The following is a 23,382-nucleotide window of genomic DNA, read 5'->3' as shown; positions in this document are numbered from 1 at the left end:
TTGCCCTTTTAGGACGAACGCGGACTAAAGCAAGCCGGCTGCCGTCATCAGGTCGGTCACCTTTTTGGAGTTCAGTGTCGCCGGATCGACCTTCGGCGCCTGCAGGTCGGCCAGCGGCACCAGCTTGGGATTGGACTGCGCGTCCTTGCCGATAGCGTATTCGAAGGACGTGCCGGTCTTCAGCACGTCCTGGCCGCCTTTGCCGGTCACCCATTTGAGGAACGCCTGGGCTTCCTTCGGGTGTTTGCTCGAGGCGAGCACGCCGCCGCCGGAGATCGAGACGAAAGCGCCGGGATCCTGGTTCTTGAAATAATGCAGTTCGACGTTCTTGCTGTTTTCGCCGGTCTTTGCCTGATCGCCGAAATAGTAATAGTGGTAGATGATTCCGCCTTCGATCTCGCCGGCATTGACCGCCTTCATCACCGTGCCGTTGCCCTTGTAGGCGGTGAAATTCTCCTTCATGGCCTTCAGCCAGTCGGCGGTTGCGGCTTCGCCCTTGAGCTCGAGCAGCGCGCTGACGATGGCCTGAAAATCGGCGCCGGAAGGCGAGGCTGCCCAGCGGCCTTTCCAGGCGGGATCGGCGAGATCGAGCATCGATTTGGGCAGCTTTTCGGCCGTGAGCTTGGTCTTGTTGTAGGCAAAGACGGTGCTGCGCGCCGCGACACCCACCCATTTGCCGCTGCTCGGCTGGAATTCGGCCGGGACTTGCGCCAGCGTGTCGGCGTCGACCGGCGCGAAAAGGCCCGCCGCTTCGACCAGGGTCATCGCCGGCGAGTTTTCGGTCAGGAACACGTCGGCCGGCGAAGAAGCGCCCTCGGCGACGATCTGGTTGGAGAAATCGCTGTCGCCGCCATTGCGCAGCGTGACCTTGATGCCGGTTTCCTTGGTGAAACCTTCGACCCATTCCTTGGCCAGGCTCTCATGCTGGGCGTTGTAGACGATGATGCCGGCATCCGCGGCCATCGCCGGCCCGGCGATCATGCTCACGGCCAGCGCTGTGGCCCCCGCTAGGGTGGAGAGCGTGTATCTCATGGCGTCATCCTCAATCTCGGTGGTTCTGGTTTCGCAGGCTGCACCTACCGATACCTGACAGCAGTAGTCAACATTGCTTGGCTGCTTCAATCGGTCGCCGCTCCCGCAAACTTTCGTGATTTTGCGGCACTTTGGCTTGGACATCATTTCGCCGGACACGTAACAAATCGGTGCCGAGGCGCGAAGATCGGGGAGTGAACTCTTGTGAGCGGCAAGGATGAGGCCGAGCTTTCCCGGCTGATGCGGGCCGCGATCGCGGGAGATGAAAGGGCCTACGCCGACTTTTTGCACCGGATCGCCGCGCTGGTTCGCGGCTTTGCGAGGCGCAAGATCGTACAGGGCGGGGTCGATCCCGAGGATGTCGTGCAGGAAACCTTGCTGGCCATTCATGTGAAACGGCATACCTGGCGCCAGGACGCGCCGGTGTTGCCATGGATCTATGCGATAGCCCGCTTCAAGCTGATCGATGCTTTCCGGCGGCGCGGACGGCGCATCGAAATCGAGATCGACGAGATCGCCGAGACCTTTGCCGAGCCGGAAACCGAGACCGTCAGCGAACGCGACATCAACCGGGCGCTGGACGGACTGCCGGCTGCGCAGCGTTCCGTCGTTTCTTCGATCTCGGTCGACGGCCGCTCCATCGGCGAGACGGCGGCCAGGCTCGGCGTCAGCGAGACGGCGGTGCGGGTGTCGCTGCATCGCGGGCTTGCCGCGATCGCCAAGCGATTTGGGCAGGGGCGCTTCGGGCGGCAGTGACATGAGGACGGAGGATCTCATCAAGGCACTCGACGCCGACACAAGCAGCAAGGCGATGCCGCTGCGCTCGGCCTGGTTGATGGCGGCGGCAGCCGCGGCGGTGATCGCGGCTCTGGTCTTCTTTCTCACCATCGGCCCGCGTCCCGACATCATGACCGCCATGCACACGATGCGGTTCCTGGCGAAGTTCGTGTTCACCATCGTGCTCGCCGTCACCGCCTTTGGCCTGGTCCGGGCGTTGTCGACGCCGGGCGCTTCGACGGCAAGAGCCGCGGCCTGGATGCTGGCGGCGCCGCTGCTGGTGGCCGTGGCGGTGGCTCTCGAACTGTTCATGGTGCCGGAGCCGATGTGGAGCACGCGCATGGTCGGCTCCAACATGATGATCTGCATGGGCTTCATCCCGCTGATCGGAATCGGCCCGCTTGCCGTCTTCCTGTGGATGCTGCGCTATGGCGCGCCGACGCGGCCGGTGTTGGCCGGGGCGGTCGCGGGACTGCTCGCCGGCGGCCTGGCGGCGACCTTCTACGCCGCGCACTGCTTCGACGATTCGCCGCTTTTCGTCGCCACCTGGTACACGCTCGCCATCGCCGTCCTCGCCGGTCTGGGCGCGCTCGGGGGACGGTTCTTCGTGCGCTGGTGACCGGGCGGTTCAAGATCGCCCAATAATCACCGATCCTTAATCATGCCGGCAATTGTTTGCGGGTTCACCGTGTTGCCGGTGGCTCCGGCGCAACCTTTCCTTAAAATCGATCATCCAGTGTTTTTTGCAGAAATGTGTTGCGCATGGGGTGGCATGCACAGTGATGCGACGAGAGCGAAAAAGCCTGCGGGCTGACAGTCACGTGGCTTTGGTGCTTGCGGCCGGAGGGCTTTGCGCTGCCGTGGTCGCGCTCCTGCTGTCGCGGCTCGATCTCAGCGCCGAAGTGCTGAAACTCTGCCTGCAGATATCGGTGCCGGTCGCCGCCGTTGCGCTGATTCTCGCCGCCCTGTTCATTTACCGGATACTGGACGACCGCCGGCAGATCGCCGAAAGCGAGCAGCGTTTCCGCCGCGCCATGGAGGATTCGGCGATCGGCATCGCCATTGTCGGCCTCGACGGCCGCATCCACGAAACCAACCCGGCCTTCGCCGCCATGCTCGGCTACAGCAAGCAGGAGATCGAGGCGCTGACCTTCTTTCAGATCACCCATCCCGACGATGTGCAGATCGGCCGTGAGACGATGGACGGCATGCGGGCGGGCACCGTCAACGCTTTCCACTTCGAAAAGCGCTACCTCAGGAAGGACGGCACGCCGGTATGGGCCCATCTTGCGGGCTCCGTCATTCGTGACGAGAAGAGCGGCCGCCCGCTCTACCTGGTCTCGCAGATCGAGGATATCGACGCGCGCAAGCAATCCGAGGCGCGCATAGCCGAGGCCGAAACGCGCTGGAATTTTGCCCTGGCCAGCGCCGGACAAGGCGTCTGGGACCTCGACATGCGCAAGGGTGGCACCACCTACTCCGCCACCTGGGTGAAGATGCTGGGCTATGCCGATGGCGAGCTGGACGGCGACCCCGACCGCTGGCTGGCGATGATCCACCCCGACGATCGCGAAAACGTCGCCGAAGCCGATCGTGCCCATCTGGAGGGCAGGACACCGTTCTTCGAAGCCGAGTTCCGGATGCGCCATAAGGATGGCCACTGGGTCTGGATCCTCGACCGCGGCAAGACGCTCGAACGCGACAAGGACGGACGGCTGGTCAGGGCCATCGGCAGCCTGACCGACATCACCCAGCGCAAGCAAACCGAGGAAAGCCTCATCGTATCGGCGGCAATGCTGGCCGACGAGAAGGAGCGGCTGAGGGTGACGCTGCAGTCGATCGGCGACGCCGTCATCTGCACCGATGCCGCCAACCGCATCACCTTCATGAACCCGGTCGCCGAAAAGCTCACCGGCGTTGTTGGCGCGGAGGCGCTCGGCAAGACGCTTGGCCATGTCTACTGGGCGGTGGACGAAGAAACCGGGCAAAGGATCGGCATGACGCGGCCGGCGCTCGGCAGCGCCAGCCCTGTCGACCAGAACAGTCGCGCCGTCCTCATCCGTCGCGACGACACACGCTGCAGCATCCGCCAGGTGGTGTCGCCGATCATGAACGACCGCCAAGAGTTCTGCGGTCTTGTCATTGTCTTCCAGGACTTCACCGATGCGCGCGCCTTGCAGCGCCAGCTCGCCTATGCCGCCGCGCATGATGCGCTGACCGGCCTTGCCAACCGTTCGAGCTTTATCCGCACCATGGAGGAACTGGTCGACCGGAGCCGCAAGGCCGGCACAGCCAGGCCGGCGGGCGAACATCATTTCATGTTCATCGATCTAGACCATTTCAAGCTGGTCAACGACACTGGCGGGCACGCCGCCGGCGACGCCTTGCTGAAGCGGGTTGCCGAGGCCATTCGCGGTGCGCTTGGGCCGGAGGATATCGTGGCCCGCCTCGGCGGCGACGAATTCGCGGTCATCCTGAAAGCCGGGCCGAGCGCCGGCGCCAGGATTGCCGCACGCTCGGTCATCGACGCCATCCGCGGCCTGCAGTTCAGCTGGGACGGCCGGCCGCATGCGATCGATGCCAGCATCGGGCTGGCGCCAATCCACAGCAACAGCGGTGAAGTCGACGAGATCATCGCCCGGGCCGATGCTGCCTGCTATGCGGCCAAGGCCGCCGGCCGCGGCTGTGTTTCCGTGGCGCCTGACGATACCGGGTCAAGAGGCCAAGCAGAGCCGCCGCTTGCAGCGGCGTCCTGAGGGAGCACGGAACTTTCGTTCTGGTGGTTAGCGCGTCGGAACCGGATGCTCGCCGCGATAGTCGTAGAAGCCGCGCCCGGTCTTGCGGCCGAGCCAGCCGGCCTCGACATATTTCACCAGCAGCGGGCAGGGGCGATATTTCGAATCCGACAGGCCGTCATGCAGCACCTGCATGATCGACAGGCAGGTGTCGAGGCCGATGAAATCGGCGAGCTGCAGCGGTCCCATCGGATGGTTGGCCCCGAGCCGCATGGCGGTGTCGATGGCATCGACCGAGCCGACCCCCTCATAGAGCGTGTAGATCGCCTCGTTGATCATCGGCAACAGAATGCGGTTGACGATGAAGGCCGGAAAATCTTCAGAGACGGTGATCGTCTTGTCGAGCTGTTTCACATAGGCCTTGGCCGCCTCGAAGGTCTGATCCTCGGTAGCGATGCCGCGCACCAGTTCGACCAGCTTCATTAGCGGCACGGGGTTCATGAAATGTATGCCGATAAAACGCTCGGGACGGTCGGTCTGCGCCGCAAGCCGGGTGATCGAAATCGACGAGGTGTTGGTCGCCAGAATGGCTTCCGGGTTGAGCTGGGGACAGAGCTGCGCGTAAATCTTGCGCTTGACCGTCTCGTCCTCGGTCGCCGCCTCGATAACCAGATCGGCACCGGCGAGATCAGCCATGGTGGGGGCTGCGGAAATGCGCGCCATCGCTTCGTTACGCAGCTTTTCCTCAAGCTTGCCGGAGCCGACCTGACGGGCCATGTTGCCGCTGACCGTGGCAATGCCCTTCTCGATACGGTCGGGCGAGACGTCGTAGATCAGCACCTTGAAACCCGAAAGTGCTGATACATGCGCGATGCCGCCGCCCATCTGGCCGGCGCCGATGATGCCGATCGTCTCGATCTTGGCCATTTGCAGCGATCCCGTCGAAAAGGCCTTTGCGGCCTGCTTTTTGTGCAGTGCAAACTAAAAGGGTGGGGCAGCTTCGTCTACCCCACCCTTTCACAATTTAATACGCTTTGGCAGAGAGCGTCAAAGCGCCTTTTGCAGTTCCGGCAGGATGACGAACAGGTCGCCGACCAGGCCGTAATCGGCAACCTGGAAGATCGGCGCCTCTTCGTCCTTGTTGATGGCGACGATGACCTTCGAATCCTTCATGCCGGCAAGGTGCTGGATGGCGCCGGAAATGCCGACGGCAATATAGAGGTCCGGCGCCACGACCTTGCCGGTCTGGCCGACCTGCCAGTCATTCGGGGCGTAGCCGGCGTCGACGGCAGCGCGCGAGGCGCCGACGGCTGCACCGAGCTTGTCGGCGACCGGCAGGATGACTTCCTGGAACTTTTCCGAGGAGCCGAGCGCGCGGCCGCCCGAAATGATGATCTTGGCCGAGGTCAGTTCCGGACGGTCGGTTTCCGAGAGTTTGTTCTCGACGAAAGTGGAGAGGCCGGGATTGGCCGCGGCCTTCACCGGCTCGACAGCTGCCGAGCCGCCCTCGGGGGCAGCCTGGAAGGAGGCGGTGCGCACAGTGATGACCCTCTTGGCGTCGGTAGACTGCACCGTCTGGATCGCATTGCCAGCATAGATCGGCCGCTTGAACGTGTCTGGTGAAACCACTTCGATGATCTCGGAGACCTGCGCGACATCGAGCAGGGCCGCCACACGCGGCGCGACGTTCTTGCCCGACGAGGTCGCCGGCCCGATTATGGTGTCGTAGGCGCCGGCCAGCGAGACAACGAGTGCGGCGAGCGGTTCGGCGAGGCGCTCGGCCAGTTCGTCGGCCTCGGCCAGCAGCACCTTGCTCACGCCCTTGAGCTTGGCGGCGGCGTCGGCAGCGCCTTTGGCGCCTTTGCCGGCCACCAGCACATGCACGTCCGAACCGATCTGCAGCGCCGCCGAGAGCGCTTTGGCGGTCTGGTCGGAAAGAGTTGCGTTGTCGTGTTCTGCGATGAGGAGAATGGTCATTTTATCTGTTCCTTCCAGTCTCAGAGCACGCCGGCTTCGTTCTTCAGCTTGTCGACCAGTTCGGCGACGCTCTTGACCTTCACGCCCGCCTTGCGGCCGCTGGGCTCCTCGGTCTTGAGCACCTTCAGGCGCGGCTTGACGTCGGCGCCGTAATCGGCCGGGCTCTTTTCGTCGAGCGGCTTCTTCTTGGCCTTCATGATGTTGGGCAGCGAGGCGTAGCGCGGCTGGTTGAGGCGAAGATCGGCGGTGATGATCGCCGGCATCTTCAGTTCCACCGTCTGCAGGCCGCCATCGACTTCGCGCGTCACCTTGGCCTTATCGCCGTCGAGCACGACCTTGGAGGCGAAGGTGCCCTGTGCCCAGCCGAGCAGGGCGGCCAGCATCTGGCCGGTCTGGTTCGAGTCATCATCGATCGCCTGCTTGCCGAGGATCACGAGGCCGGGCTGCTCGGCGTCGACGACGCCCTTCAGCACCTTGGCGACGCCGAGCGGCTCGGTCTGTTCATCTGTCTTGACCAGGATGGCGCGGTCGGCGCCCATGGCGAGCGCGGTGCGGAGCGTTTCCTGCGCCTGCTGCGGGCCGATCGAAACGACGATGATCTCTTCGGCCTTGCCGGCTTCCTTCAGCCGGAGTGCCTCTTCCACCGCGATCTCGTCGAACGGGTTCATCGCCATCTTGACATTGGCGAGTTCAACCGCCGAACCATCAGCCTTGACGCGAACCTTGACGTTCGCATCCACAACCCGCTTCACGGGCACAAGGATCTTCATTTGCCTGTCACCTCTCCTGAGATATCCGGGCGCGCTATAGCAGCGTGCGCCTCCGCAGAGTTGTCGAAAGCCGACATTCCTGACTGAATTGCGGCCAAACGGAATCCTGGCCGGACGAATTCTGGTCTTCTGCCGCCTAGCGGTGGCGCTCTCCGTAGTTGTGGCGACGCAACACGTCAATATGCCACGGCAGCGGCCAAACCACTCAAATCGGTTCAGTTGTGACCGGAAGCGCCACCCCGGCCCCAACGCGTCTCAGGTTGCACGGGAGCCGGACCGGCTGGCGCCGGCCCAGTAGAAGCGGCTGGCTGATCGGCGGGTTCCGGCTCGCCGTCGTCACCGGCGAGCAGCGGCACGCCGCGGCTGCGCATGATGAGCACCAGCACGCCACCGGCAATGATGCCGCCAATGTGGCAGGCCCAGGATATCTGGTTTTCGCCGCCGGCGGCAAACATCACCACCTGGAAGCCGATCCACAGGATCAGCGGGATGAAGGCCGGGATACGCAGCGGAATGCGGGCAAAGACCAGCACCCACACTTTCACCCGGGGGTAGAGGACCAGATAGGCGGCGACGACGCCGGCAATGGCGCCGGAGGCGCCGATCAGCGGAACCTCCGAACTCCAGGCGACGAGCCCCTGGAAGAAGGCGCCGGCGATGGCGCAAAGCAGGTAGAAGATGAGGTAGCGGATGTGGCCGAGTGCGTCCTCGACATTGTCGCCGAACACCCACAGGAACAGCATGTTGCCGCCGAGATGAAAGATATCGGCATGCAGGAAGGCATAGGTAAGGTAACTCAGGCTCTCGGGAATGATGACGAATTGGGGCGAGAGTTCTGCCGTGTCGTGGACAACCGAAGGGATGAAGCCGAGGCCGAGCACGGCGGCGTTGTTGAAATTTTCTCCGCCGATCGTGGTGATGAGAAAGACCAACGCGTTGGCCGCGATCAGGCCGATCGTCACATATTGCAGCCGGATGTGCCGCAACCTGTTGGAGTCGTAAAGCGGGATGAACATGCCCCAAGCCCTTTCCCGCCTTCGAGAAAATTCAGCGGTTCTTGCCGGGCACCCATAACACGTCGGCATTTCCGTTGTCATTGACCGCACGGGCGGCGACGAACAGAAAGTCGGAGACGCGGTTTATGTATTTCAGCCCCTCGCGATTGACATGTTCGGCCGGGTCCTGCGCCAGCGCCACCATGATCCGCTCGGCCCGTCGCGCCACGGTGCGGGCAAGATGAAGTGCTGCCGCCGCCGGCGTGCCGCCATTGAGCACGAAGGATTTGAGCGGCTGCAGATCCTTGTTGAGAAGGTCGATATCCTTTTCGACGCGGTCGGTCTGCGAGGCGATGATGCGCAGCGGCTCGTAGCCGAGCGGCTTGCCGTCGTCGGGCACGGCGAGATCGGCGCCGAGGTCGAACAAATCGTTCTGGATGCGGGACAGCATGGCGTCGATGGCGGGATAACTTGCCGCTGTGTGCAGGCGGGCGATGCCGATGCAGGCATTGGCTTCATCGACGGTGCCGTAGGCATCGACGCGCAGGTCGGATTTCAGCCTGCGTTCACCGGTGCCGAGGCCAGTGGTGCCGTCATCGCCGGTGCGGGTGTAGATCTTGTTGAGCTTGACCACGTCGCCTCCCGAACGGCCGTCACTTGCGGGTGAAATACACCACCAGCAGGATCAGTGCCAACGCCAGCGCCTGCAGCAGCACGCGTGCCTGCATCAGCTTGTTCGAGCTCACACCGGAGCCGCCGCGCATCATGTTGATGAGGCCGCGGACAAGCACGATCACCACGGCGACCATGACGAGGACGAGGAGGACTTTGATGACGGTTGCCATGATCTGTTCCCAGTTCTGTTGCGGTCAGGCGCGTCTGGCCAGAACGCGGTAGAGCATCGATGCCGGCAGGATGCGCTTGAGCATCACGCCGATCCTGGCCGGCACTGTTACCACATAGTGCGGGCGTGGGCGCCGCGACAGAAGTGCATGGCGCAAGGCCGCATAGACCACCTCCGGCCCCTTTTTCAGCCGCGATGAACTGCCGCCGGCCCGAAGCCGTGCCAGCTGCGAGGCATAGGCGAGGTGGTGGACGGAATTCTTGTGGTCGATGTTCTTCAGGAACCAGAACAGCCCGTTGCTGGCGATTTTCGAGGTCACCGGCCCCGGTTCGATCAGCGAGACATGGATGCCGCTGAGTTCCTGCTGCATGCACAGCATCAGGCCTTCGATCGCGTGCTTGGAGGCTGAGTAGGCGCCGCGAAAAGGCATCGGCGTGAGCCCAAGGATCGAGGAACAATGAACGAGGCGGCCATGTCCCTGGCGACGCATTACCGGTACGATGCGTCGGGTGAGGTCGTGCCAGCCGAAGAAATTGGCCTCGAACTGCTCGCGCAATGCCGCAACCGGCAGGTCTTCCACGGCGCCGGGCTGTGCATGGGCGCCGTTGTTGAACAGGGCGTCGAGGCGTCCGTCGGTCCGCTCCAGCACCGAGGCCGCAAGGGCTTCGATGGAGTCCGGCTCACGGTAGTCGAGATAAAAGGCCTCGATGCCGTCGGCCTCGAGCACGGCGATGTCTTCAAGGCTTGCGCGCCGTCGCGAACACCCGCCAGCCATCCGCCTTCAGCGCACGGGCGCAGTGGGCGCCTATCCCGGACGAGGCGCCGGTGACGATGATGGTGCGCAACTCTTTGGCAGGCGGCATCGTGGTTTGAGCAAGGGTTGCCATTTGCCACAATCCCTTCCCATATTCGCGGCGTCGAGACAATCGAAGGGAACGCGGCTCTTGATGCGGAATATCGTCGTGCTGCGCCGCGTGCTCTATGACGCGCTTGGCCATTTCAACACCGATGACGGCTGGGCCATGGCCAGCCATCTGGCGATCACTTCGCTCATGGCGCTGTTCCCGTTCCTGATCTTCGCCACCACACTGGCGAGCTTCCTCGGCGCGCAGGCGTTCGCCGATACTGCCGTGCACCTGGTCTTCGACACCTGGCCCGAACAGATCGCCAAGCCTATCGCGCGCGAGGTGCTCAACGTGCTGACCGTGCGGCGCACCGATCTTTTGACCTACGGCGTGCTGCTGGCGGCCTATTTCGCCTCCAACGGCATCGAGGCGCTGCGCACCTCGCTCAACCGCGCCTACCGCGTCGCCGAAACGCGCGGCATCATCTACCGCCGGGTGCAGAGCATTTTCTTCGTGCTGATCGCGACGGCCGGTTTCCTGGCGATCAGCGTGCTCCTGGTCTTTGCGCCCTTGCTGGCGCGGCTGGCGGAAGCTCATTTCGAGTGGATCAAACCCTATACGGGCACGATCACGCTATGGCGTTACGTCATCGCCTCAACCGTCATCATTGGTGGCTTGTTTGCCGTCCACTATTGGCTGCCGGCGGGCAAGCGCCGCTTTGTCTCGCTGGTGCCTGGCATCATCTTCACTCTGGCTGCGTGGCTTGTCGGCTCGACGATGTTCGCGACCTACCTCGACCATTTCTCGTCCTATGTGACGACCTATGCCGGCCTCGCCTCGATCATGATCGCCGTCGTTTTCCTCTATATGCTGTCGGCGATCTTCATCCTCGGCGGCGAACTCAATGCGGCGATCAGCCGCTTTCTCGAAGCGCGCGCACGTGTCGGCAGCTAGGTTTTGGCTGGCCGAGCCGTGGCCAGCCCGACGCCGAGCGTCGCGATTGCCATGCCGACGATCTGCACGAGGCTGAGCTGTTCGCCGAACAGCGCCCAGGCGATGACAGCGGTGACGGCCGGCACCAGGTAGAACAGCGACGCGACCTTCGACATCTCGCCGTCGCGGATCATCACCATCAGCAGGAAGATGGCGCCGATCGACAGCACCAGGACCAGCCAGGCCATGGCGAAGATCAGTTCGCCGTTGATGATCACCGTGCGGGTCTCAAGCGCCAGCGAGGCCAGGATCATCAGCGAGCCGCCGCCGATATATTGCCACATCGTCGCCGCCACCAGGTCGCCACCCGAGGCATAGCGCTTCTGCCAGATGGTCCCGGCGCTCATGCCCAGCACCGAGACCAGCGACGCCGTCAGGGTTTCGGGCGTAACGCCGCCGCCGAGAGCGCCGAGCTTCGGCCACAGCACGATGATCACTCCCACAAGGCCGACGGCAAGGCCGGCCCAATGGCGCGGCAGGATGTCCTCGCCGAGGAATCGGCCGGCAAGCACGGCGGTGATCAGCGGTTGCAGGCCGACGATCAGCGCCGAAAGCCCGGCGGGCATGCCCCTGTGGATCGCCCAGAACACCGCGCCGAGATAGATGCCATGCATGAGGATGCCGGCGACCGTGGCGTGAAGCGCTTCTGCCCTTGTGGCTCGCTTTGAGCCAAGCACGAGCATCAGCCCGGCAAGCAGCAAGGCGGCGATGACAAAGCGGGCTGCCAGAAAGGTGAAGGGCTCCGCCCAGGGCATGGCGTAGCGCGCGCCGATGAAACCTGTCGCCCACAGGACGACAAACGAGGCGGGGATGAACCGCTTGAGACTGTGCATTTTCGGGGAAGCCGTTTCCGGTGGAGAGGTCCGATTCGGTGAAGAGACAAATACGGCAATTGCTCTAATGCGGTTCAATCCGGCAAGCAAAGCGAAACAATTGGTACATAAGCTGATCCTGATGTAGGAGGTGGCCGAATTCAAAGGGCGGCGTCAGGGCAATCGACTTCTGTCGATGGATCCGGCGACATGGCGTTTTGGCTTCGACAGGGAGCGCGCATGCTGTTGCATCTCGACACAAGCTGGCTGTTGATGACGGTGGCCAGTGTGGCCGTTTTCGGCTTCTTCTTCGGCTCAGCGCTCGACGCCATCATGCAGGAGGACGGTTTTGGGTCGACCGGCAACACGCTGCTGTTCACGCTCGGCTTTTTCGCCGCGGTCATGGCCGCGAACGAACATGGCATCGTCCTGAGAGATCTGAAGCTCGCGGTTGCCTGGGGACTGGGCGGCGCCTTCGCGTTTATCGGCGCGTTGGCGCTGCTCAAGGCGGGGCTAGCCCGGCTTTAGTCAGAGCCCGACCAGCCGCCTGACATCGTCCGGCGACATGCCTGCCTGCCTCAGCGCGGCAAGGCCGGTATCAGCAAAACTCTTCGACAGTTTGCGCCCATCCGGTCCGAGTATGAGACGGTGGTGGAAATACTGCGGCTGGCCGAGGCCGAGCAGTTCCTGCAGCAGGCGCTGGATGCCGGTCGCGGAATAAAGGTCGCGGCCACGCACGACATGGCTGACGCCTTGCAGAGCGTCGTCGACGACGACGGCCAGGTGATAGCTGGTCGGGATGTCGCGGCGCGCCAGAATGACGTCGCCCCAGTCCTGCGGACGCGCCTCGACACGCTGCGTCGCCGAAAGCGTCTCGTTGGTGAATTCGCGCCAGGACAAATCCGTGCCGACGCGCGCCAGCGCTGCATCGACGTCGAGGCGCCAGGCGAAGGGCGCATTTTCGGCGATGCGGCGGTTGCGTTCGCTGATCGGCAGCGCCTTGTCGGCGCCGGGATAAAGCGGCACGCCGTCCGGGTCGCGCGGCCAGTCGCGGCCGCGTTTTTCGCTGTCGGCGATGAAGGCCCTGATCTCGCCACGGCTCATGAAGGCAGGGTAGACGAGTTCTTCGCGGACCAGCCGGTCGAGCACGGCCTGATAGTCGGTGAAATGCTCGGCCTGGCGCCGCACCGGCTGTTCCCATTCGAGACCTAACCATTCGAGGTCGCGAAAGATGCCGGCCTCGAATTCAGGCGTGCAGCGGATCGTGTCGATGTCCTCGATGCGCAGCAGCAGGCGGCCGCCGGCCGCACGCGCCAGTTGCTGGTTGAGCAGTGCCGAATAGGCATGGCCGAGATGCAGTTCGCCATTCGGGCTCGGCGCGAAGCGGAATGTCAGGAGCATCATCTCACAAGCGGCAATCGGGTTGTGCAGCGGTTTTGCCAATTGCTACCGTGCGGTCGGTTCAGGAACAAGAAACATGCAACGCATCGCGACACTGGACGATATTGCGCGCGGGTTGGATGCGCTTTGCGCAATCGATCCGCGCCTGGAAAAGGTGCGCGGCATGGCTGGCGAGGTGCCGCTGCGGCTGTCGGAACCCGGTTTTCGAAGCCTGGCCTCCATTATCGTTTCGCAACAAGTATCCCGTGCGAGCGCCGATGCGATTTTCGGCCGGCTGGTGAAACTGGTCGATCCGCTGACGCCGCAGGCGATCCTTGCCGCCGGCGAGGACATGTTTCGCGAGGCCGGGCTGTCGCGGCCGAAGCAGCGCGGTCTGATCGCGGTTGCGCAGGCCGTGGTTGAGGGGCTCGACCTGCATCACCTCTGTTTGCTCGACGCCGAAGAGGCGATCGCGGCTATGATCGCGGTGCCGGGCATCGGCCCGTGGACGGCGCAAGTCTATCTCCTGTTTGCCGCCGGCCACCCCGATATTTTCCCCGCGCGCGACGTCGCGCTGCAGAGCGCGGTCGGCCACGCGCTCGGCATCGAGCCGCGTCCGCCGGAGAAAACGCTGATCGCCCTGGCCGAATCATGGAGCCCGTGGCGAGGTGTCGCATCGCGGCTTTTCTGGTCCTATTATCGCGAAACCAGGGGCCGGGACGCGGCACCTCCGGCCTGAAACCGCAAAAAAGCATGAAAACCCTGCATTTTTGCCGCGTTTGGCTGATGACAATCCGCTTCACATCCCTGTCATGTCGGGCTTACAGTATCCACGCCGATCGGTTCTAGAACGAGGAGGTCAACAAGGTGACGGTTGCCGTATCTCCGGATGGGCTTCCTGCGCTGGTGCTGAATGCGGATTACCGTCCGCTCAGCTATTACCCCTTGTCGCTCTGGTCCTGGCAGGATGCCATCAAGGCGGTGTTCCTCGACCGGGTCAACATCGTCGCCGAATACGAGCATGCGGTGTCTTCGCCGACCTTTTCGATGAAGCTGCCCAGCGTCGTCAGCCTGAAGGCCTATGTGAAGCCGTCGAGGCACCCGGCATTCACCCGCTTCAACGTGTTCCTGCGCGACCGCTTCCAGTGCCAGTATTGCGGCACGCCCGAGGATCTGACCTTTGACCACGTCATCCCGCGCCATCGCGGCGGGGCGACGACGTGGGAGAATGTCGTGGCCGCCTGTTCACCCTGCAATCTGAGGAAGGGCGGCATGATGCCGACGCACGCCAAGATGTGGCCGCTGCAGAAGCCCTACCAGCCGACCGTGCACGACCTGCACAACAATGGCCGGCTGTTCCCGCCCAACCATCTGCATGAAAGCTGGATGGATTACCTCTACTGGGATGTGGAGTTGGAGCCGTAGGGATTGGCGATCGGCCTTGCCAGGGCAATCGCCGATGTCGGGTGCTGCCCCTCATACGGCTGCCGCCACCTTCTCCCCGTATAGTGACGGGGAGATAGGGAATTGGCTGCAAATTCGGCGCCCTTCTTTCAGCGTTCGGGATTGGCGAAACCATTGATGACTGCGTCTTTCTCCCCGTCACTACACGGGGAGAAATGCCCGGCAGGGCAATGAGGGGCGGTGCCAACATTTAGAGACTGGCCGCATGGCGCGACCTCGCACTTGATTAGTCGCGCGCCAGCGCACCGCGGAAGGCGATGGCGGCGAGGATGAAGCTGGCGATAGCGTTCCACCCGGCCAGCGACAGGCCGAGGATACGAAGGGCTGCCTTGTCGCAGGATGGCGGCACGAATTTGTCGAGCGCGTCGAGCACGCCCTTGCCGCCGGTGTCGACCGGGCCGGCGCCGGCCGTGCAATCGGCCGGGCCCTGCCACCAGGCCCATTCGACGCCCGAATGATAGACGCCGAGATAGAGCCCGTAGAGCATCAGCAGGCCGCCGACGGCAAGCAGGCCGCGCGTCAGCCATGCGGGTGCGCTGAACATCGAGGCGATCACCGCCAGCAGCATCAGCGGGGCGCCGATATAATAGGGCGTGCGCTGCTCCAGGCACAGATGGCAGGGGATGTAGCCGCCTATGTGCTGGAAGGCGAGCGCGGAGCCGACCGTGGCGGCCATGGCGACGGCGAGAAACAAAGCGGTGCGCGTCCGCTGGCGTCCGGTATCGGCTGTCATCGTGGCTGTCATGTTTCGTCCGTTGAATTCGCCGTCCGCCGGCATAGTCCTGACCCACCGCCCGCCTTGGGCGGTCAGAAGGCGTATTTGACGACGATATAGAGCAAAATCAGGGCGGCGGCGCCGGCGCCGACGATCAATCCCAAACGCTTCTCGATGAATTCCTTGATCTCTTCGCCATAGCGGCGCAGCAGCCAGGCAAGAAGCAGGAAACGAGCGCCACGCGCCAGGATGGCGGAGACGATGAAGACGAAAAGATTGACGTGGAGGGCGCCTGCCAGAATGGTGACCACCTTGATCGGCGGCAGGTGGGCGGCACCCGATGTGACGAGCAGCACCAGCATCAGCCCGGTGCCGGCCGACTGCCACCTCTCGAACGCGTCAAGGCCGCCAAAGTGCTCCAGCATCGGCCGTGCTATCGTGTCGTAGGCATAGTAACCGATCAGCCAGCCGGCAATGCCGCCCAGCACGGACGCAACGGTGGCGGTCAGCGCGTAGCGATAGGCGCGTTCGGGCCGCGCCAAAGCCATGGGCAGGTACAAGACGTCGGCAGGTATGAAAAACACCGAGCTTTCGACGAAGGCGATGAAGGCCAGCCACCATTCGGCGGATTTGCGGGCCGCCAGCGACAAGGTCCAGTCGTAAAGTCCGCGAAGCATCGGCTCTCCTGGATGCAGGTTGCCCAGACGCAACGCGCTTTGATGCGCGTCTGTCTAGAAAGATTTTCCGCGCCGCACAATGGCAGGAGCGTCATGAAACAGAAAGGCGGGCTTTTGCCGCAAGCAGGGCACGGCGGCGCATTTGGCTAGTTGACGAACAGGCCTCCAACCGTATAGTCCGCGCCCATCCAGGCCTTTGGGCCTGAGCCCCTATGGCGGAATTGGTAGACGCGCTCGACTCAAAATCGAGTTCCGCAAGGAGTGCTGGTTCGATTCCGGCTAGGGGCACCATTTTTGATCTCACGCCAGTTCGCTTCGCTCATGGGCTCCGATGGGGCGGCCTGACCGGCCGACGGGCGGTCGCCCTTGCGAACCCTCCGGGTTCGAACAGTGCCTCGAACACAGAGCCAACCGCGGCTGCTGAGGATGACAGCGATAGCGCCAATCAGCGGCGGCCGGTAGCCAAGCTCTACGTGCTCTCAGGCCGCCGCACGGTGTTCTTCACGGGCAGCTTCCCACACTTCCCGGGCCGCGTCGGCGTTCATGACCGCGATCCCCAATCCCACCGCCAAATCGGGCCACGCGGAATGCCAGAGCAAGGCCGTGACCAACCCTGCGGCAATAATGGCGATGTTGGCCAAGGCGTCGTTGCGGGCCGACAGGAAGGCCGCCTTTGTGAGGCTGCCGCCACGATGCCGGTGCGCGGCCAGCATGTAGGCACAGGACAGGTTGACGGCGAGGGCGCCAAGTCCCGCCAAGGTCAAGGCGATGGGCTGCGGCGGCACCGGCGCGTTGAACTTTTCCCAAGCCGTCCAGAGCGTTGCCAGACCCGGCATGAGAAGGATGAGCGCCAATGCGATCCCCACCCGCGCACGGGAGCGCACAGACCAGCCAAGTGCGAGCAGGATGAGGAGGTTCACGGAAGCATCTTCAAGAAAGTCGGTGCTGTCGGCGAACAGGGACACTGATCCAATGGCGAGCGCCACAGCGAACTCGATCCCGAAATAGGCAAGATTGAGAAGCGCGACGATGAGGACGATGCGGCGGAGGTTCATCTTCTGGCGGTATCCGAAACCAGTGTGTGGAGCTACAGCTTCGCGGTGTCCAAGGAAAGCCCCTGCTCGTTCCGGGCCGACGAGCGGTCGCCCTTTGCGACCCCTTGCGTTCGAGCGCGCCTCGAACGCGGACTTAGCGCATATTTCCCGTATGGCCTTGGGAATACCGTCCCGGTTGCGGCCACACCGTCAGGCCGTGCGGCTCTGAGCCAACCCGAAACTTGGTCACGGCGCCTGTTGTCGTGTCGATCATGTAGGCGGCACTGTCGAAGCGGCCGGACAGCCATAGTTGTTTGCCGTCGGCGCTGACATTGCCCATGTCGGGGCTGCCGCCGCCGGGGATCGGCCAAAGTGCTACGACCGCGCGGGTGGCGAAGTCGATCACGCTCACGCTGCCCGGTCCCTTTGCCTTGCCCTGCTCCATCTTGTGCGAGCCCCGGTTCGAGACATAGAGCCGCTTGCCATCGCGGCTGACGACGAAGCCATGGGCGCCGATGCCGGTCGGGATGAAGCCGATCTCCTTGAAACTGTCGCCATCGACGAGGAACACGCCGTCATTCATCATGTCGGCGACGTAAAAAACCTTGCCGTCGGGCGAGAGGCGGATGTCCTGCGGCATGCCCATTTTCGAGAAGTCGAGATGGCCAAGCACCTTCTGGTTCTTCAGGTCGATCTTTGCCAATCCGCCATTGCCGTATTCGCAGGTGAAGATCGCGTAGGCCCCGTCGACCGAGAATTCGGCGTGGTTGATGCCGGGGCAAGTGGGCGTCGGCAGGCTCGACATTAGCGCCATGGTGTGAGGATCGCGGAAATCGAGCCGCTCCAGGGCTTCGTCGACGACGATGGCCGCGCCCGGCATGAAATACAAATTGTAGGGATCGTCCACGGCGATCTGCGGGCCGGGCTTGCCGGTCATCGGGTCGATCGGCGTGAGGCTGCCGTTCTTGCCGGTGCCATTGTTGGCGACCCAGAGCGTCTTCAGGTCCCAGGACGGCACGACGTGCTGCGGTTTGCTGCCGACCGGGAACCTGTCGACTTCCTTGAGTGTCATGGTGTCGATCACCGTGACGCTGTTGGAGGAGCGGTTCGGCACATAGACGCGCGGCAGTGCACCCAGCGTGGCCGGGCTGAGATGGCTGGCGGCGGTGTGGCTGTAGATGTTGATGGACGGCGCGGGCTCGCTGCAATCCTCGGGACAGCTATCGGCCCAGGCGCGGACAGGCAGCAGCGCAAGCAGCAAAAAGGCCGCACGGGGACCGGCGTGACGCAAAAAGGTTCTGATCATCAGGATGGCTTGTCGTGAAGGCCGGCCGAAATTGCCGCCGGAGCCATAGCTGGTGTCTTGCCGTTGATCCAGTGGCTTTTCTCAGGCTCCCCGCGCGGTTGGCGCAGTCATTGGTGACCTGTATCGCGAGCACAAGCGGCTCGATAGCAACCAAGATCAAAATCCGTTTCGGTCAATATCAGCCTGCTTTGGCGCGTCGGATGCCTTGACCGCGCTACAGCGCCGCCATCGAAGCGGCCGGACAGTCAAAGCTGTCTGCCGTCTGCACTGAGATTGCCCACGTCCGGACTGCCGCCGAAGCGCTCAATTTCGCTCGCAATATTGCATGGCTTCCATCATTACCTCACGTTGCGAACGTCCTCGGATCTCCTCGTCCACCTTGCACACAGGTTGACACACTGCCTGCTAATGACCGCATAAGTTGTTGCTCAGGAGCAACATCGAGAACGCCATGTCGCCGAGCTGGGCCTGGATTCGGGAGGAAAACCGCTATTGACGATTGACTCAACCTTGGGCCGCCGATCACCTTTACGCAGGGAATGGTGGTGGAGGGCGTGATGGACTCAACTTGCAAAGCTTCTCACGAGAGCCGATTTGGCTGCGTAGTGGCCTCGCTGTCAGTGTTTTTTCTCATTCTCATGCTTTCTTCGGTAGCGCCAGCTTCGGCACAGGTCGTCTTCGGTGGTGACGCGGGAGATCCAGAGAACACGATCTGCAGCTTTGCCGGCGTGATCGGCACCACAATAAACGACGATTGTTCGGACTCCGACGATTATTTTGTGCCCGCACCGGGTATCACTATTGGCCCCAACGGCAGCCAAATTAATTTCGACGCGGCGACGGGTGCGGCGACCTTCGGTGGAGCGGTTGATATGGGTGGCAACATCGTAACGAACGTCGGCACCCCGACGGCAGGAACGGATGCGGCCAACAAGGATTATGTTGACGGCGTCGTCGGCGACGCTTCAGCAAAGAACATTGAGCAGGATGGCCGACTAGACGATGTCGAAGCCAAGAACACGCAGCAAGATACTCGGCTCACCGGCGTCGAGACCAAAAACGTCCAGCAGGACACCACCCTCGCCAATCACGAGACGCGGATCACGCAGACGGAAGCGAAGGATACGGAGCAAGACGGCCGGCTTGCCGGACACGACACCATGCTCGCGTCGCTCGATACGCGTGTGACGACAAACACCAGCGATATCGCATCGCTCGACGGACGAGTCGGCGCGCTGGAGAGCGGCTTCTCTGAACTAGGGACGGAGATTTCCGAGAATCGCACCGAGGCCCGTCAGGGCATCGCAGCGGCAATAGCAATGACAACTGCCCCAATGCCGTCCGTTCCGGGCCGCACGAGCTGGGCCGGCAATGTCGGTTATTTCAAGGGTGAAACGGTTCGGTGGCTCGCTCGCTCATCGCCTCGACTTCGATGAACCTTTCGCGTTCACCGCGGGTTATGCCTATGGCGGTGGAACCAGCCATGGTTTCCGCCTCGGTCTAGCCGGCGAGTTTTAGCGCCTGCCTGCAAGCGCCGAGGATGGAGCAAGAGCCGGCGGCCTTGGCCGGAGGGTGTGAAAAATGCGCCGATTGACGTGGCTGGCCTTGGTCATGGCCGTCTGCTGCCTGCAAGTGCTTCCCGCCCACGCACAGGCTAAGAAGGATGGTCGTTCGGCGTCCAAGGTGTCCGACGCCCCAAAACCGGCGGACATCGACCACAATGGCGTCCTGATCTTGGTCAGGTCCACATTGCTGGCACTCGACCATGCAAACAGGACCGGAAATTATTCCGTGCTGCGTGAGCTTGGCGCCCCGGACTTTCAAGCCAACAACCCTGCTCGGCTGGGTGAGATTTTCGCGAAGCAGCGCAACGAAGGGCTTGATCTCAGCGGTGTAGCCGTGCTCGAGCCGCAATTGACGTTGATGCCGCAAATCGAATCCAACGGCATGCTGCATATGGCAGGGTTTTTTCCCTCTGCCGCGATGCAGCTAAACTTCGAACTTGTTTTCGCTCCTATCGACCGGCAGTGGAAGATTTCTGCCATGTTGGTCAAAGTCGGCACCAGCGCTCCCAAGGCGCCCGATAGCCCCCCAATTCCAGCCCCCCTCCCGCCGGTCCAAAAACCGGAACCGCCAGCTGCCGCGATTACTACAAAGTCTCAGATCAAGAAGCCCGGTCGCGCTCCGCCACTATAACAACGCGCAGGCCATCGGCTCTATCGCCGTCCCAGCAAACTCTTCACGCGGTTGCGCAGCAGGCGGGCCATGTTGCGGGTCTCGCGGTAGAGATGCAGCTGCGAGGCGGCCTGGCGGGCGAGGCGGTCGGCATCCGGCGTCAGTCCGATCACCAGCGAGCCCATCGGCTTGCGCTCGCTCCACAGCCGGCTCATCACCGGGTGGTCGGGCACGGCGCAGGAATCCGTCATCATGATGTTGGGGTCGTCGAGATGCTGCCTGGTCACCTCGATCATCAGCAGCGTGCCCGGCGAATAGGTCGCCAGCGTCTCGTCATAAGCGGTCTTCCAGGTGTAGGCGACGCCGGCCTCGACGAAGACGACCAGGCAGGCGATCGTGCGGCCGTCCAGCGTCAGCGAATGGATGCGGCACATGTCGTGCTCGGCCAGCCGGTGCACGGCTTCGCGGGCAAAGGCGGCGCGGTAGCGGTCGATGGCCATGGCGGTGCGCTCGCGGCCCTTCCAGCCGGCCGCCTCCAGCGTCAGGAAATTTTCGATGGCGTGGCGGATTTCGTCCGGTCCCCGCGCCACGACATGCTCCAGCCTGCCGAGATCCCCCAGGCGCCGTTTCAGGCGGCGGAATTCGCGGTAGTGGTGCGCGCGCAGCGATGCTTTCAGATACGCCTCGCCGTCGAGGGTGCTTTCGAGCACCGGCCGGTCCGCCTTGCCGGTGGTGACCATTGTCAGGCCGCGCGTCTCGGCAACGGTGGCAAGCACGCTGGCCAACGCGCCGTCGAGCCGCATGTCGGGCAGCACGAAGACCTTCGGCAGCTTGAGATGCGGCCGCGACAGCATGCCGAAGAAATCCTCGACGACGCCGATCGGGTCGTCATGGTCGACCAGCGGCGTGCCGATCGGGCCGAACGGGCTCGACCAGGTGCGCATCACCGGAACGCCGAGCGGCACGGCCGGCCGTTCGACCGAGAACGGCACCAGCAGGCGCAGCCGGTTGCGGTATTCGTCGCCGTCGCGGATCACCGCCAGCTTGACCTCGCGATCTTCCAGCCGGGGCATGGCCGGCGCCAGAAAGCGCGGGTTGAAGAAGACGTTGGGCTCGATCGTGCGGGTGCACAGATAGTCGAGTTCCTCGACCAGTTCGAAGCCGGCCGAAGCCGGATAGATCGCCAGCTTGCGCAGCGGCCGGTTGTTGGCGAGGATCTCGAGATGCGCCGGATCGGCGTCGCGCGCCAGGCCGGCAAGGCCGGACACCATGGCGCCGGCCGGACCGCCGCTGGTTTCCTCGATCAGCGGGATGGCGGCCATCAGGCGGCTCCCTCGGCAGCGGGCACGAAGATCAGCATGACGATGCCGAGCTTGCGCCAGACGGTGAAGGACAGGGCGCTGGCCTCGAAGACCATGGCGAGGCTGGTGGCGATCGCCGCCCCCCACAGGCCAAAGAGCGGGATCAGCACCACGTTGAGGCCGATGTTGAAGGCCAGCGTCATGGCATAGACGGCGGCGCAGATGTTCTGGTTGCCGCTCATCGTCAACAGGCTTTCGCACGGGCCGACGGCGGCGCGCGCCACGACGCCGAACACCAGCAGGAACAGCAGCGGATAGCCGGCGGTGAATTCGGGGCCGAACAGCACCAGCATCGGTTCGCCGAGCGCCAGCACCAGCAGCGCCATCAGCAGCGACGGCCAGAACGTCCATGACACCGTCTCGCGGGCGAAGGCGGCGAGCTTTTCCGGTTCGCCATGGGTGAACTGCGCATAGCGCTGGGCAACGCCGGCCTTGACGGAGAAATAGACGAAATGCACCAGCGCCAGCGTCTTGACGGTGGCGAAATAGACGGCGACGTCATTGGGCTGGAGATAGGCGCCGACCATCAGCACGTCGGCGTTGGTGAGCAGGAAGAAGAAGCTCTCGACCAGGAAGATCGGCAGCGAGACGATGAACCACTCGCCGAAATGCACCTTCATCGGCCCGGGCGGGATATTCCTGCCCATGCGCGTGGTCACGCCGATGAGCTGGCCGAGCGTGGTGGCGTAGGTGGCGGCGATCGAGGCGAAGATCGCTGTCCTGGCGTCGGGCGCATAGCCCAGCGCCAGCATCAGCGCCATCAGCGCCAGGATCAGCACCGGCCGCACCAGATAGGTCGGCGACAGCGCAAACAACGCCCAGGAATTGGCGCGTGACTGGCCTTGCAGCAGGTCGCCCATGGCGATCATCGGCAGGCAGAACAGGCCGAGGATGAAGGGCATCACATAGTAGCTCTCGATCCAGTTCGCGCACAGCCAGACGCCCAGTGCGCCAAGTCCGGCGATCGCGGTCGAGGCAATCAGCACGAACAGGCGGCTGGCGACCACGATGCCGCGCAGCTCGGCCATCATGTTGCGTTCGCGGTATTCGGGGATGAAGCGGATGACCGAGGTGTGGAAGCCGAGGCAAGCAAGGTTGCCGACGATGACCATCGTCACCCAGACGAGGACGAAGATGCCGTATTCGAACGAGCCCATCCAGCGCGCCATCAGCACCTGGCTGATGAAGGCGATGACGGCGCTGACGATGCGGATGGCAAAGGCGATCAGCGACATGCGACCGGCTTCGCCGCGCTCGTCGGCGGTGAACAGCACCGCATCGATGCGGCCAAGCAGAGGCCCCATGCGCAGCGCCAAGCGCTGCGGCAAGAACCGCCCGGCCGTCGTCGCCGCGGAAAAGCGCACCCCGATGTCTCTCCGTTTTCCGCCTCTTTTCAAGGTTTCGATGTAGCGGAGACACATTAAGAAAGGGTGGGCGGAGAGGCGGTCCGCCGGAGCGGACGAAAGGCCAACGATTTCTTGTCGACGCTT

The 23,382-nt window shown here is 63.4% G+C and carries 24 protein-coding genes, 1 tRNA gene and 1 pseudogene; 10 read left to right on the top strand and 16 right to left on the bottom strand.

The features are described from left to right. Positions 1 to 24: 24 nt before the first annotated feature. Complete coding sequence (locus AC3CCE_RS08460) at positions 25 to 1,032, bottom strand: iron ABC transporter substrate-binding protein (protein WP_023698702.1); 1,008 nt, start codon at positions 1,030 to 1,032, stop codon at positions 25 to 27. 204 nt (positions 1,033 to 1,236) lie between these two features. On the opposite strand from AC3CCE_RS08460, the gene AC3CCE_RS08455 reads away from it, so the two are divergent. From AC3CCE_RS08455 to AC3CCE_RS08445, 3 genes are all read left to right on the top strand, one after another. Further along, a complete protein-coding gene (locus AC3CCE_RS08455; protein WP_023671665.1) occupies positions 1,237 to 1,788 on the top strand; it encodes a sigma-70 family RNA polymerase sigma factor in 552 nt (183 codons plus the stop codon). A gap of 1 nt (position 1,789) precedes the next feature. Beyond that, positions 1,790 to 2,428: an NrsF family protein gene (locus tag AC3CCE_RS08450; protein WP_023671666.1), complete on the top strand. Its 639-nt coding sequence runs from the start codon at positions 1,790 to 1,792 to the stop codon at positions 2,426 to 2,428. Between the two features lie 202 nt (positions 2,429 to 2,630). Then, positions 2,631 to 4,565, top strand: a complete 1,935-nt coding sequence (locus AC3CCE_RS08445) for a PAS domain S-box protein (RefSeq protein WP_352623511.1) — start codon at positions 2,631 to 2,633, stop codon at positions 4,563 to 4,565. Between the two features lie 27 nt (positions 4,566 to 4,592). Here the strand turns inward: AC3CCE_RS08445 and AC3CCE_RS08440 are convergent, their stop codons facing one another. The 7 genes and pseudogenes from AC3CCE_RS08440 to AC3CCE_RS08410 form a co-directional block, all read right to left on the bottom strand. Next, entirely contained in the window at positions 4,593 to 5,471 is an 879-nt protein-coding gene (locus tag AC3CCE_RS08440; protein ID WP_023671668.1) for a 3-hydroxybutyryl-CoA dehydrogenase, read from the bottom strand. 120 nt (positions 5,472 to 5,591) lie between these two features. Then, positions 5,592 to 6,521, bottom strand: a complete 930-nt coding sequence (locus AC3CCE_RS08435) for an electron transfer flavoprotein subunit alpha/FixB family protein (protein WP_352623509.1) — start codon at positions 6,519 to 6,521, stop codon at positions 5,592 to 5,594. Positions 6,522 to 6,541: 20 nt separating this feature from the next. Continuing rightward, positions 6,542 to 7,291: an electron transfer flavoprotein subunit beta/FixA family protein gene (locus tag AC3CCE_RS08430; RefSeq protein ID WP_023671670.1), complete on the bottom strand. Its 750-nt coding sequence runs from the start codon at positions 7,289 to 7,291 to the stop codon at positions 6,542 to 6,544. A gap of 215 nt (positions 7,292 to 7,506) precedes the next feature. Beyond that, positions 7,507 to 8,307 (bottom strand): rhomboid family intramembrane serine protease, encoded by an 801-nt coding sequence (locus AC3CCE_RS08425; protein ID WP_352623507.1) that lies wholly within the window; start codon positions 8,305 to 8,307, stop codon positions 7,507 to 7,509. A 31-nt stretch (positions 8,308 to 8,338) separates the two neighbouring features. Then, the gene (locus AC3CCE_RS08420; RefSeq protein WP_023671672.1) at positions 8,339 to 8,920 is read right to left on the bottom strand and encodes a cob(I)yrinic acid a,c-diamide adenosyltransferase; all 582 of its coding nucleotides are present in this window, start codon (positions 8,918 to 8,920) and stop codon (positions 8,339 to 8,341) included. Positions 8,921 to 8,939: 19 nt separating this feature from the next. Then, positions 8,940 to 9,131: a twin transmembrane helix small protein gene (locus AC3CCE_RS08415; RefSeq protein WP_023671673.1), complete on the bottom strand. Its 192-nt coding sequence runs from the start codon at positions 9,129 to 9,131 to the stop codon at positions 8,940 to 8,942. 24 nt (positions 9,132 to 9,155) lie between these two features. Then, positions 9,156 to 10,017, bottom strand: a pseudogene (locus tag AC3CCE_RS08410) (SDR family oxidoreductase). A gap of 60 nt (positions 10,018 to 10,077) precedes the next feature. Here AC3CCE_RS08410 and AC3CCE_RS08405 point away from each other — a divergent pair. Further along, complete coding sequence (locus AC3CCE_RS08405; protein ID WP_023671675.1) at positions 10,078 to 10,929, top strand: YihY/virulence factor BrkB family protein; 852 nt, start codon at positions 10,078 to 10,080, stop codon at positions 10,927 to 10,929. Here the strand turns inward: AC3CCE_RS08405 and AC3CCE_RS08400 are convergent. Next, on the bottom strand, positions 10,926 to 11,801 hold the full coding sequence (locus AC3CCE_RS08400; protein ID WP_352623505.1) for a DMT family transporter: 876 nt from the start codon (positions 11,799 to 11,801) through the stop codon (positions 10,926 to 10,928). The two genes, AC3CCE_RS08405 and AC3CCE_RS08400, sit on opposite strands and share 4 nt — an antisense overlap. A 219-nt stretch (positions 11,802 to 12,020) precedes the next feature. On the opposite strand from AC3CCE_RS08400, the gene AC3CCE_RS08395 reads away from it, so the two are divergent. Further along, positions 12,021 to 12,308, top strand: coding sequence for a hypothetical protein (locus AC3CCE_RS08395; RefSeq protein ID WP_023671677.1), 288 nt, complete (start codon positions 12,021 to 12,023; stop codon positions 12,306 to 12,308). Here AC3CCE_RS08395 and gluQRS read toward each other — a convergent pair whose 3' ends face one another. Further along, the gene (gluQRS, locus tag AC3CCE_RS08390) at positions 12,309 to 13,184 is read right to left on the bottom strand and encodes a tRNA glutamyl-Q(34) synthetase GluQRS (protein ID WP_352623503.1); all 876 of its coding nucleotides are present in this window, start codon (positions 13,182 to 13,184) and stop codon (positions 12,309 to 12,311) included. A gap of 73 nt (positions 13,185 to 13,257) precedes the next feature. Between gluQRS and AC3CCE_RS08385 the strand changes: the two genes are divergently transcribed. Then, entirely contained in the window at positions 13,258 to 13,899 is a 642-nt protein-coding gene (locus tag AC3CCE_RS08385; protein WP_352623501.1) for a DNA-3-methyladenine glycosylase family protein, read from the top strand. 128 nt (positions 13,900 to 14,027) lie between these two features. Then, positions 14,028 to 14,585: an HNH endonuclease gene (locus AC3CCE_RS08380; protein ID WP_352623499.1), complete on the top strand. Its 558-nt coding sequence runs from the start codon at positions 14,028 to 14,030 to the stop codon at positions 14,583 to 14,585. A 265-nt stretch (positions 14,586 to 14,850) separates the two neighbouring features. Here the strand turns inward: AC3CCE_RS08380 and AC3CCE_RS08375 are convergent, their stop codons facing one another. Then, positions 14,851 to 15,369, bottom strand: coding sequence for a disulfide bond formation protein B (locus AC3CCE_RS08375; protein ID WP_023714966.1), 519 nt, complete (start codon positions 15,367 to 15,369; stop codon positions 14,851 to 14,853). Between the two features lie 62 nt (positions 15,370 to 15,431). Further along, the gene (locus AC3CCE_RS08370; protein ID WP_023673756.1) at positions 15,432 to 16,016 is read right to left on the bottom strand and encodes a YqaA family protein; all 585 of its coding nucleotides are present in this window, start codon (positions 16,014 to 16,016) and stop codon (positions 15,432 to 15,434) included. Between the two features lie 206 nt (positions 16,017 to 16,222). Between AC3CCE_RS08370 and AC3CCE_RS08365 the strand changes: the two genes are divergently transcribed. Further along, positions 16,223 to 16,307, top strand: a tRNA-Leu gene (locus tag AC3CCE_RS08365). A 188-nt stretch (positions 16,308 to 16,495) separates the two neighbouring features. Here the strand turns inward: AC3CCE_RS08365 and AC3CCE_RS08360 are convergent. Both AC3CCE_RS08360 and AC3CCE_RS08355 read right to left on the bottom strand, forming a co-directional pair. Continuing rightward, entirely contained in the window at positions 16,496 to 17,071 is a 576-nt protein-coding gene (locus AC3CCE_RS08360) for a cation efflux transmembrane domain-containing protein (RefSeq protein WP_027050716.1), read from the bottom strand. A 133-nt stretch (positions 17,072 to 17,204) separates the two neighbouring features. Continuing rightward, on the bottom strand, positions 17,205 to 18,356 hold the full coding sequence (locus tag AC3CCE_RS08355) for a YncE family protein (RefSeq protein ID WP_023815698.1): 1,152 nt from the start codon (positions 18,354 to 18,356) through the stop codon (positions 17,205 to 17,207). A 605-nt stretch (positions 18,357 to 18,961) separates the two neighbouring features. Here AC3CCE_RS08355 and AC3CCE_RS08350 point away from each other — a divergent pair. After that, the gene (locus AC3CCE_RS08350; protein WP_352623496.1) at positions 18,962 to 19,792 is read left to right on the top strand and encodes a hypothetical protein; all 831 of its coding nucleotides are present in this window, start codon (positions 18,962 to 18,964) and stop codon (positions 19,790 to 19,792) included. A 145-nt stretch (positions 19,793 to 19,937) separates the two neighbouring features. Further along, positions 19,938 to 20,552: a hypothetical protein gene (locus AC3CCE_RS08345; RefSeq protein WP_050589749.1), complete on the top strand. Its 615-nt coding sequence runs from the start codon at positions 19,938 to 19,940 to the stop codon at positions 20,550 to 20,552. Between the two features lie 20 nt (positions 20,553 to 20,572). Here AC3CCE_RS08345 and AC3CCE_RS08340 read toward each other — a convergent pair whose 3' ends face one another. Together AC3CCE_RS08340 and AC3CCE_RS08335 are read right to left on the bottom strand one after the other, a co-directional pair. Beyond that, positions 20,573 to 21,853 carry a GNAT family N-acetyltransferase gene (locus AC3CCE_RS08340; protein WP_352511801.1) on the bottom strand — a complete coding sequence of 427 codons (1,281 nt, stop codon included), beginning with the start codon at positions 21,851 to 21,853 and terminating at the stop codon, positions 20,573 to 20,575. Then, the gene (locus AC3CCE_RS08335) at positions 21,853 to 23,256 is read right to left on the bottom strand and encodes a lipopolysaccharide biosynthesis protein (protein WP_023714963.1); all 1,404 of its coding nucleotides are present in this window, start codon (positions 23,254 to 23,256) and stop codon (positions 21,853 to 21,855) included. The genes AC3CCE_RS08340 and AC3CCE_RS08335 overlap by 1 nt, the downstream gene beginning before the upstream one ends. Positions 23,257 to 23,382: the final 126 nt, after the last annotated feature.

This window comes from Mesorhizobium sp. P160187, from assembly GCF_057766425.1.
This window is presented reverse-complemented; position numbering and strand designations above follow the sequence as displayed.

Excerpts from the sequence above, each read along its gene's own strand:
- AC3CCE_RS08460 (WP_023698702.1), bottom strand. The coding sequence starts at position 1,032 with ATGAGATACACGCTCTCCACCCTAGCGGGGGCCACAGCGCTGGCCGTG.
- AC3CCE_RS08450 (WP_023671666.1), top strand. The coding sequence starts at position 1,790 with ATGAGGACGGAGGATCTCATCAAGGCACTCGACGCCGACACAAGCAGC.
- AC3CCE_RS08440 (WP_023671668.1), bottom strand. The coding sequence starts at position 5,471 with ATGGCCAAGATCGAGACGATCGGCATCATCGGCGCCGGCCAGATGGGC.
- AC3CCE_RS08435 (WP_352623509.1), bottom strand. The coding sequence starts at position 6,521 with ATGACCATTCTCCTCATCGCAGAACACGACAACGCAACTCTTTCCGAC.
- AC3CCE_RS08430 (WP_023671670.1), bottom strand. The coding sequence starts at position 7,291 with ATGAAGATCCTTGTGCCCGTGAAGCGGGTTGTGGATGCGAACGTCAAG.
- AC3CCE_RS08425 (WP_352623507.1), bottom strand. The coding sequence starts at position 8,307 with ATGTTCATCCCGCTTTACGACTCCAACAGGTTGCGGCACATCCGGCTG.
- AC3CCE_RS08415 (WP_023671673.1), bottom strand. The coding sequence starts at position 9,131 with ATGGCAACCGTCATCAAAGTCCTCCTCGTCCTCGTCATGGTCGCCGTG.
- AC3CCE_RS08405 (WP_023671675.1), top strand. The coding sequence starts at position 10,078 with ATGCGGAATATCGTCGTGCTGCGCCGCGTGCTCTATGACGCGCTTGGC.
- AC3CCE_RS08400 (WP_352623505.1), bottom strand. The coding sequence starts at position 11,801 with ATGCACAGTCTCAAGCGGTTCATCCCCGCCTCGTTTGTCGTCCTGTGG.
- AC3CCE_RS08395 (WP_023671677.1), top strand. The coding sequence starts at position 12,021 with ATGCTGTTGCATCTCGACACAAGCTGGCTGTTGATGACGGTGGCCAGT.
- gluQRS (WP_352623503.1), bottom strand. The coding sequence starts at position 13,184 with ATGATGCTCCTGACATTCCGCTTCGCGCCGAGCCCGAATGGCGAACTG.
- AC3CCE_RS08385 (WP_352623501.1), top strand. The coding sequence starts at position 13,258 with ATGCAACGCATCGCGACACTGGACGATATTGCGCGCGGGTTGGATGCG.
- AC3CCE_RS08375 (WP_023714966.1), bottom strand. The coding sequence starts at position 15,369 with ATGACAGCCACGATGACAGCCGATACCGGACGCCAGCGGACGCGCACC.
- AC3CCE_RS08370 (WP_023673756.1), bottom strand. The coding sequence starts at position 16,016 with ATGCTTCGCGGACTTTACGACTGGACCTTGTCGCTGGCGGCCCGCAAA.
- AC3CCE_RS08360 (WP_027050716.1), bottom strand. The coding sequence starts at position 17,071 with ATGAACCTCCGCCGCATCGTCCTCATCGTCGCGCTTCTCAATCTTGCC.
- AC3CCE_RS08355 (WP_023815698.1), bottom strand. The coding sequence starts at position 18,356 with ATGATCAGAACCTTTTTGCGTCACGCCGGTCCCCGTGCGGCCTTTTTG.
- AC3CCE_RS08345 (WP_050589749.1), top strand. The coding sequence starts at position 19,938 with ATGCGCCGATTGACGTGGCTGGCCTTGGTCATGGCCGTCTGCTGCCTG.
- AC3CCE_RS08340 (WP_352511801.1), bottom strand. The coding sequence starts at position 21,853 with ATGGCCGCCATCCCGCTGATCGAGGAAACCAGCGGCGGTCCGGCCGGC.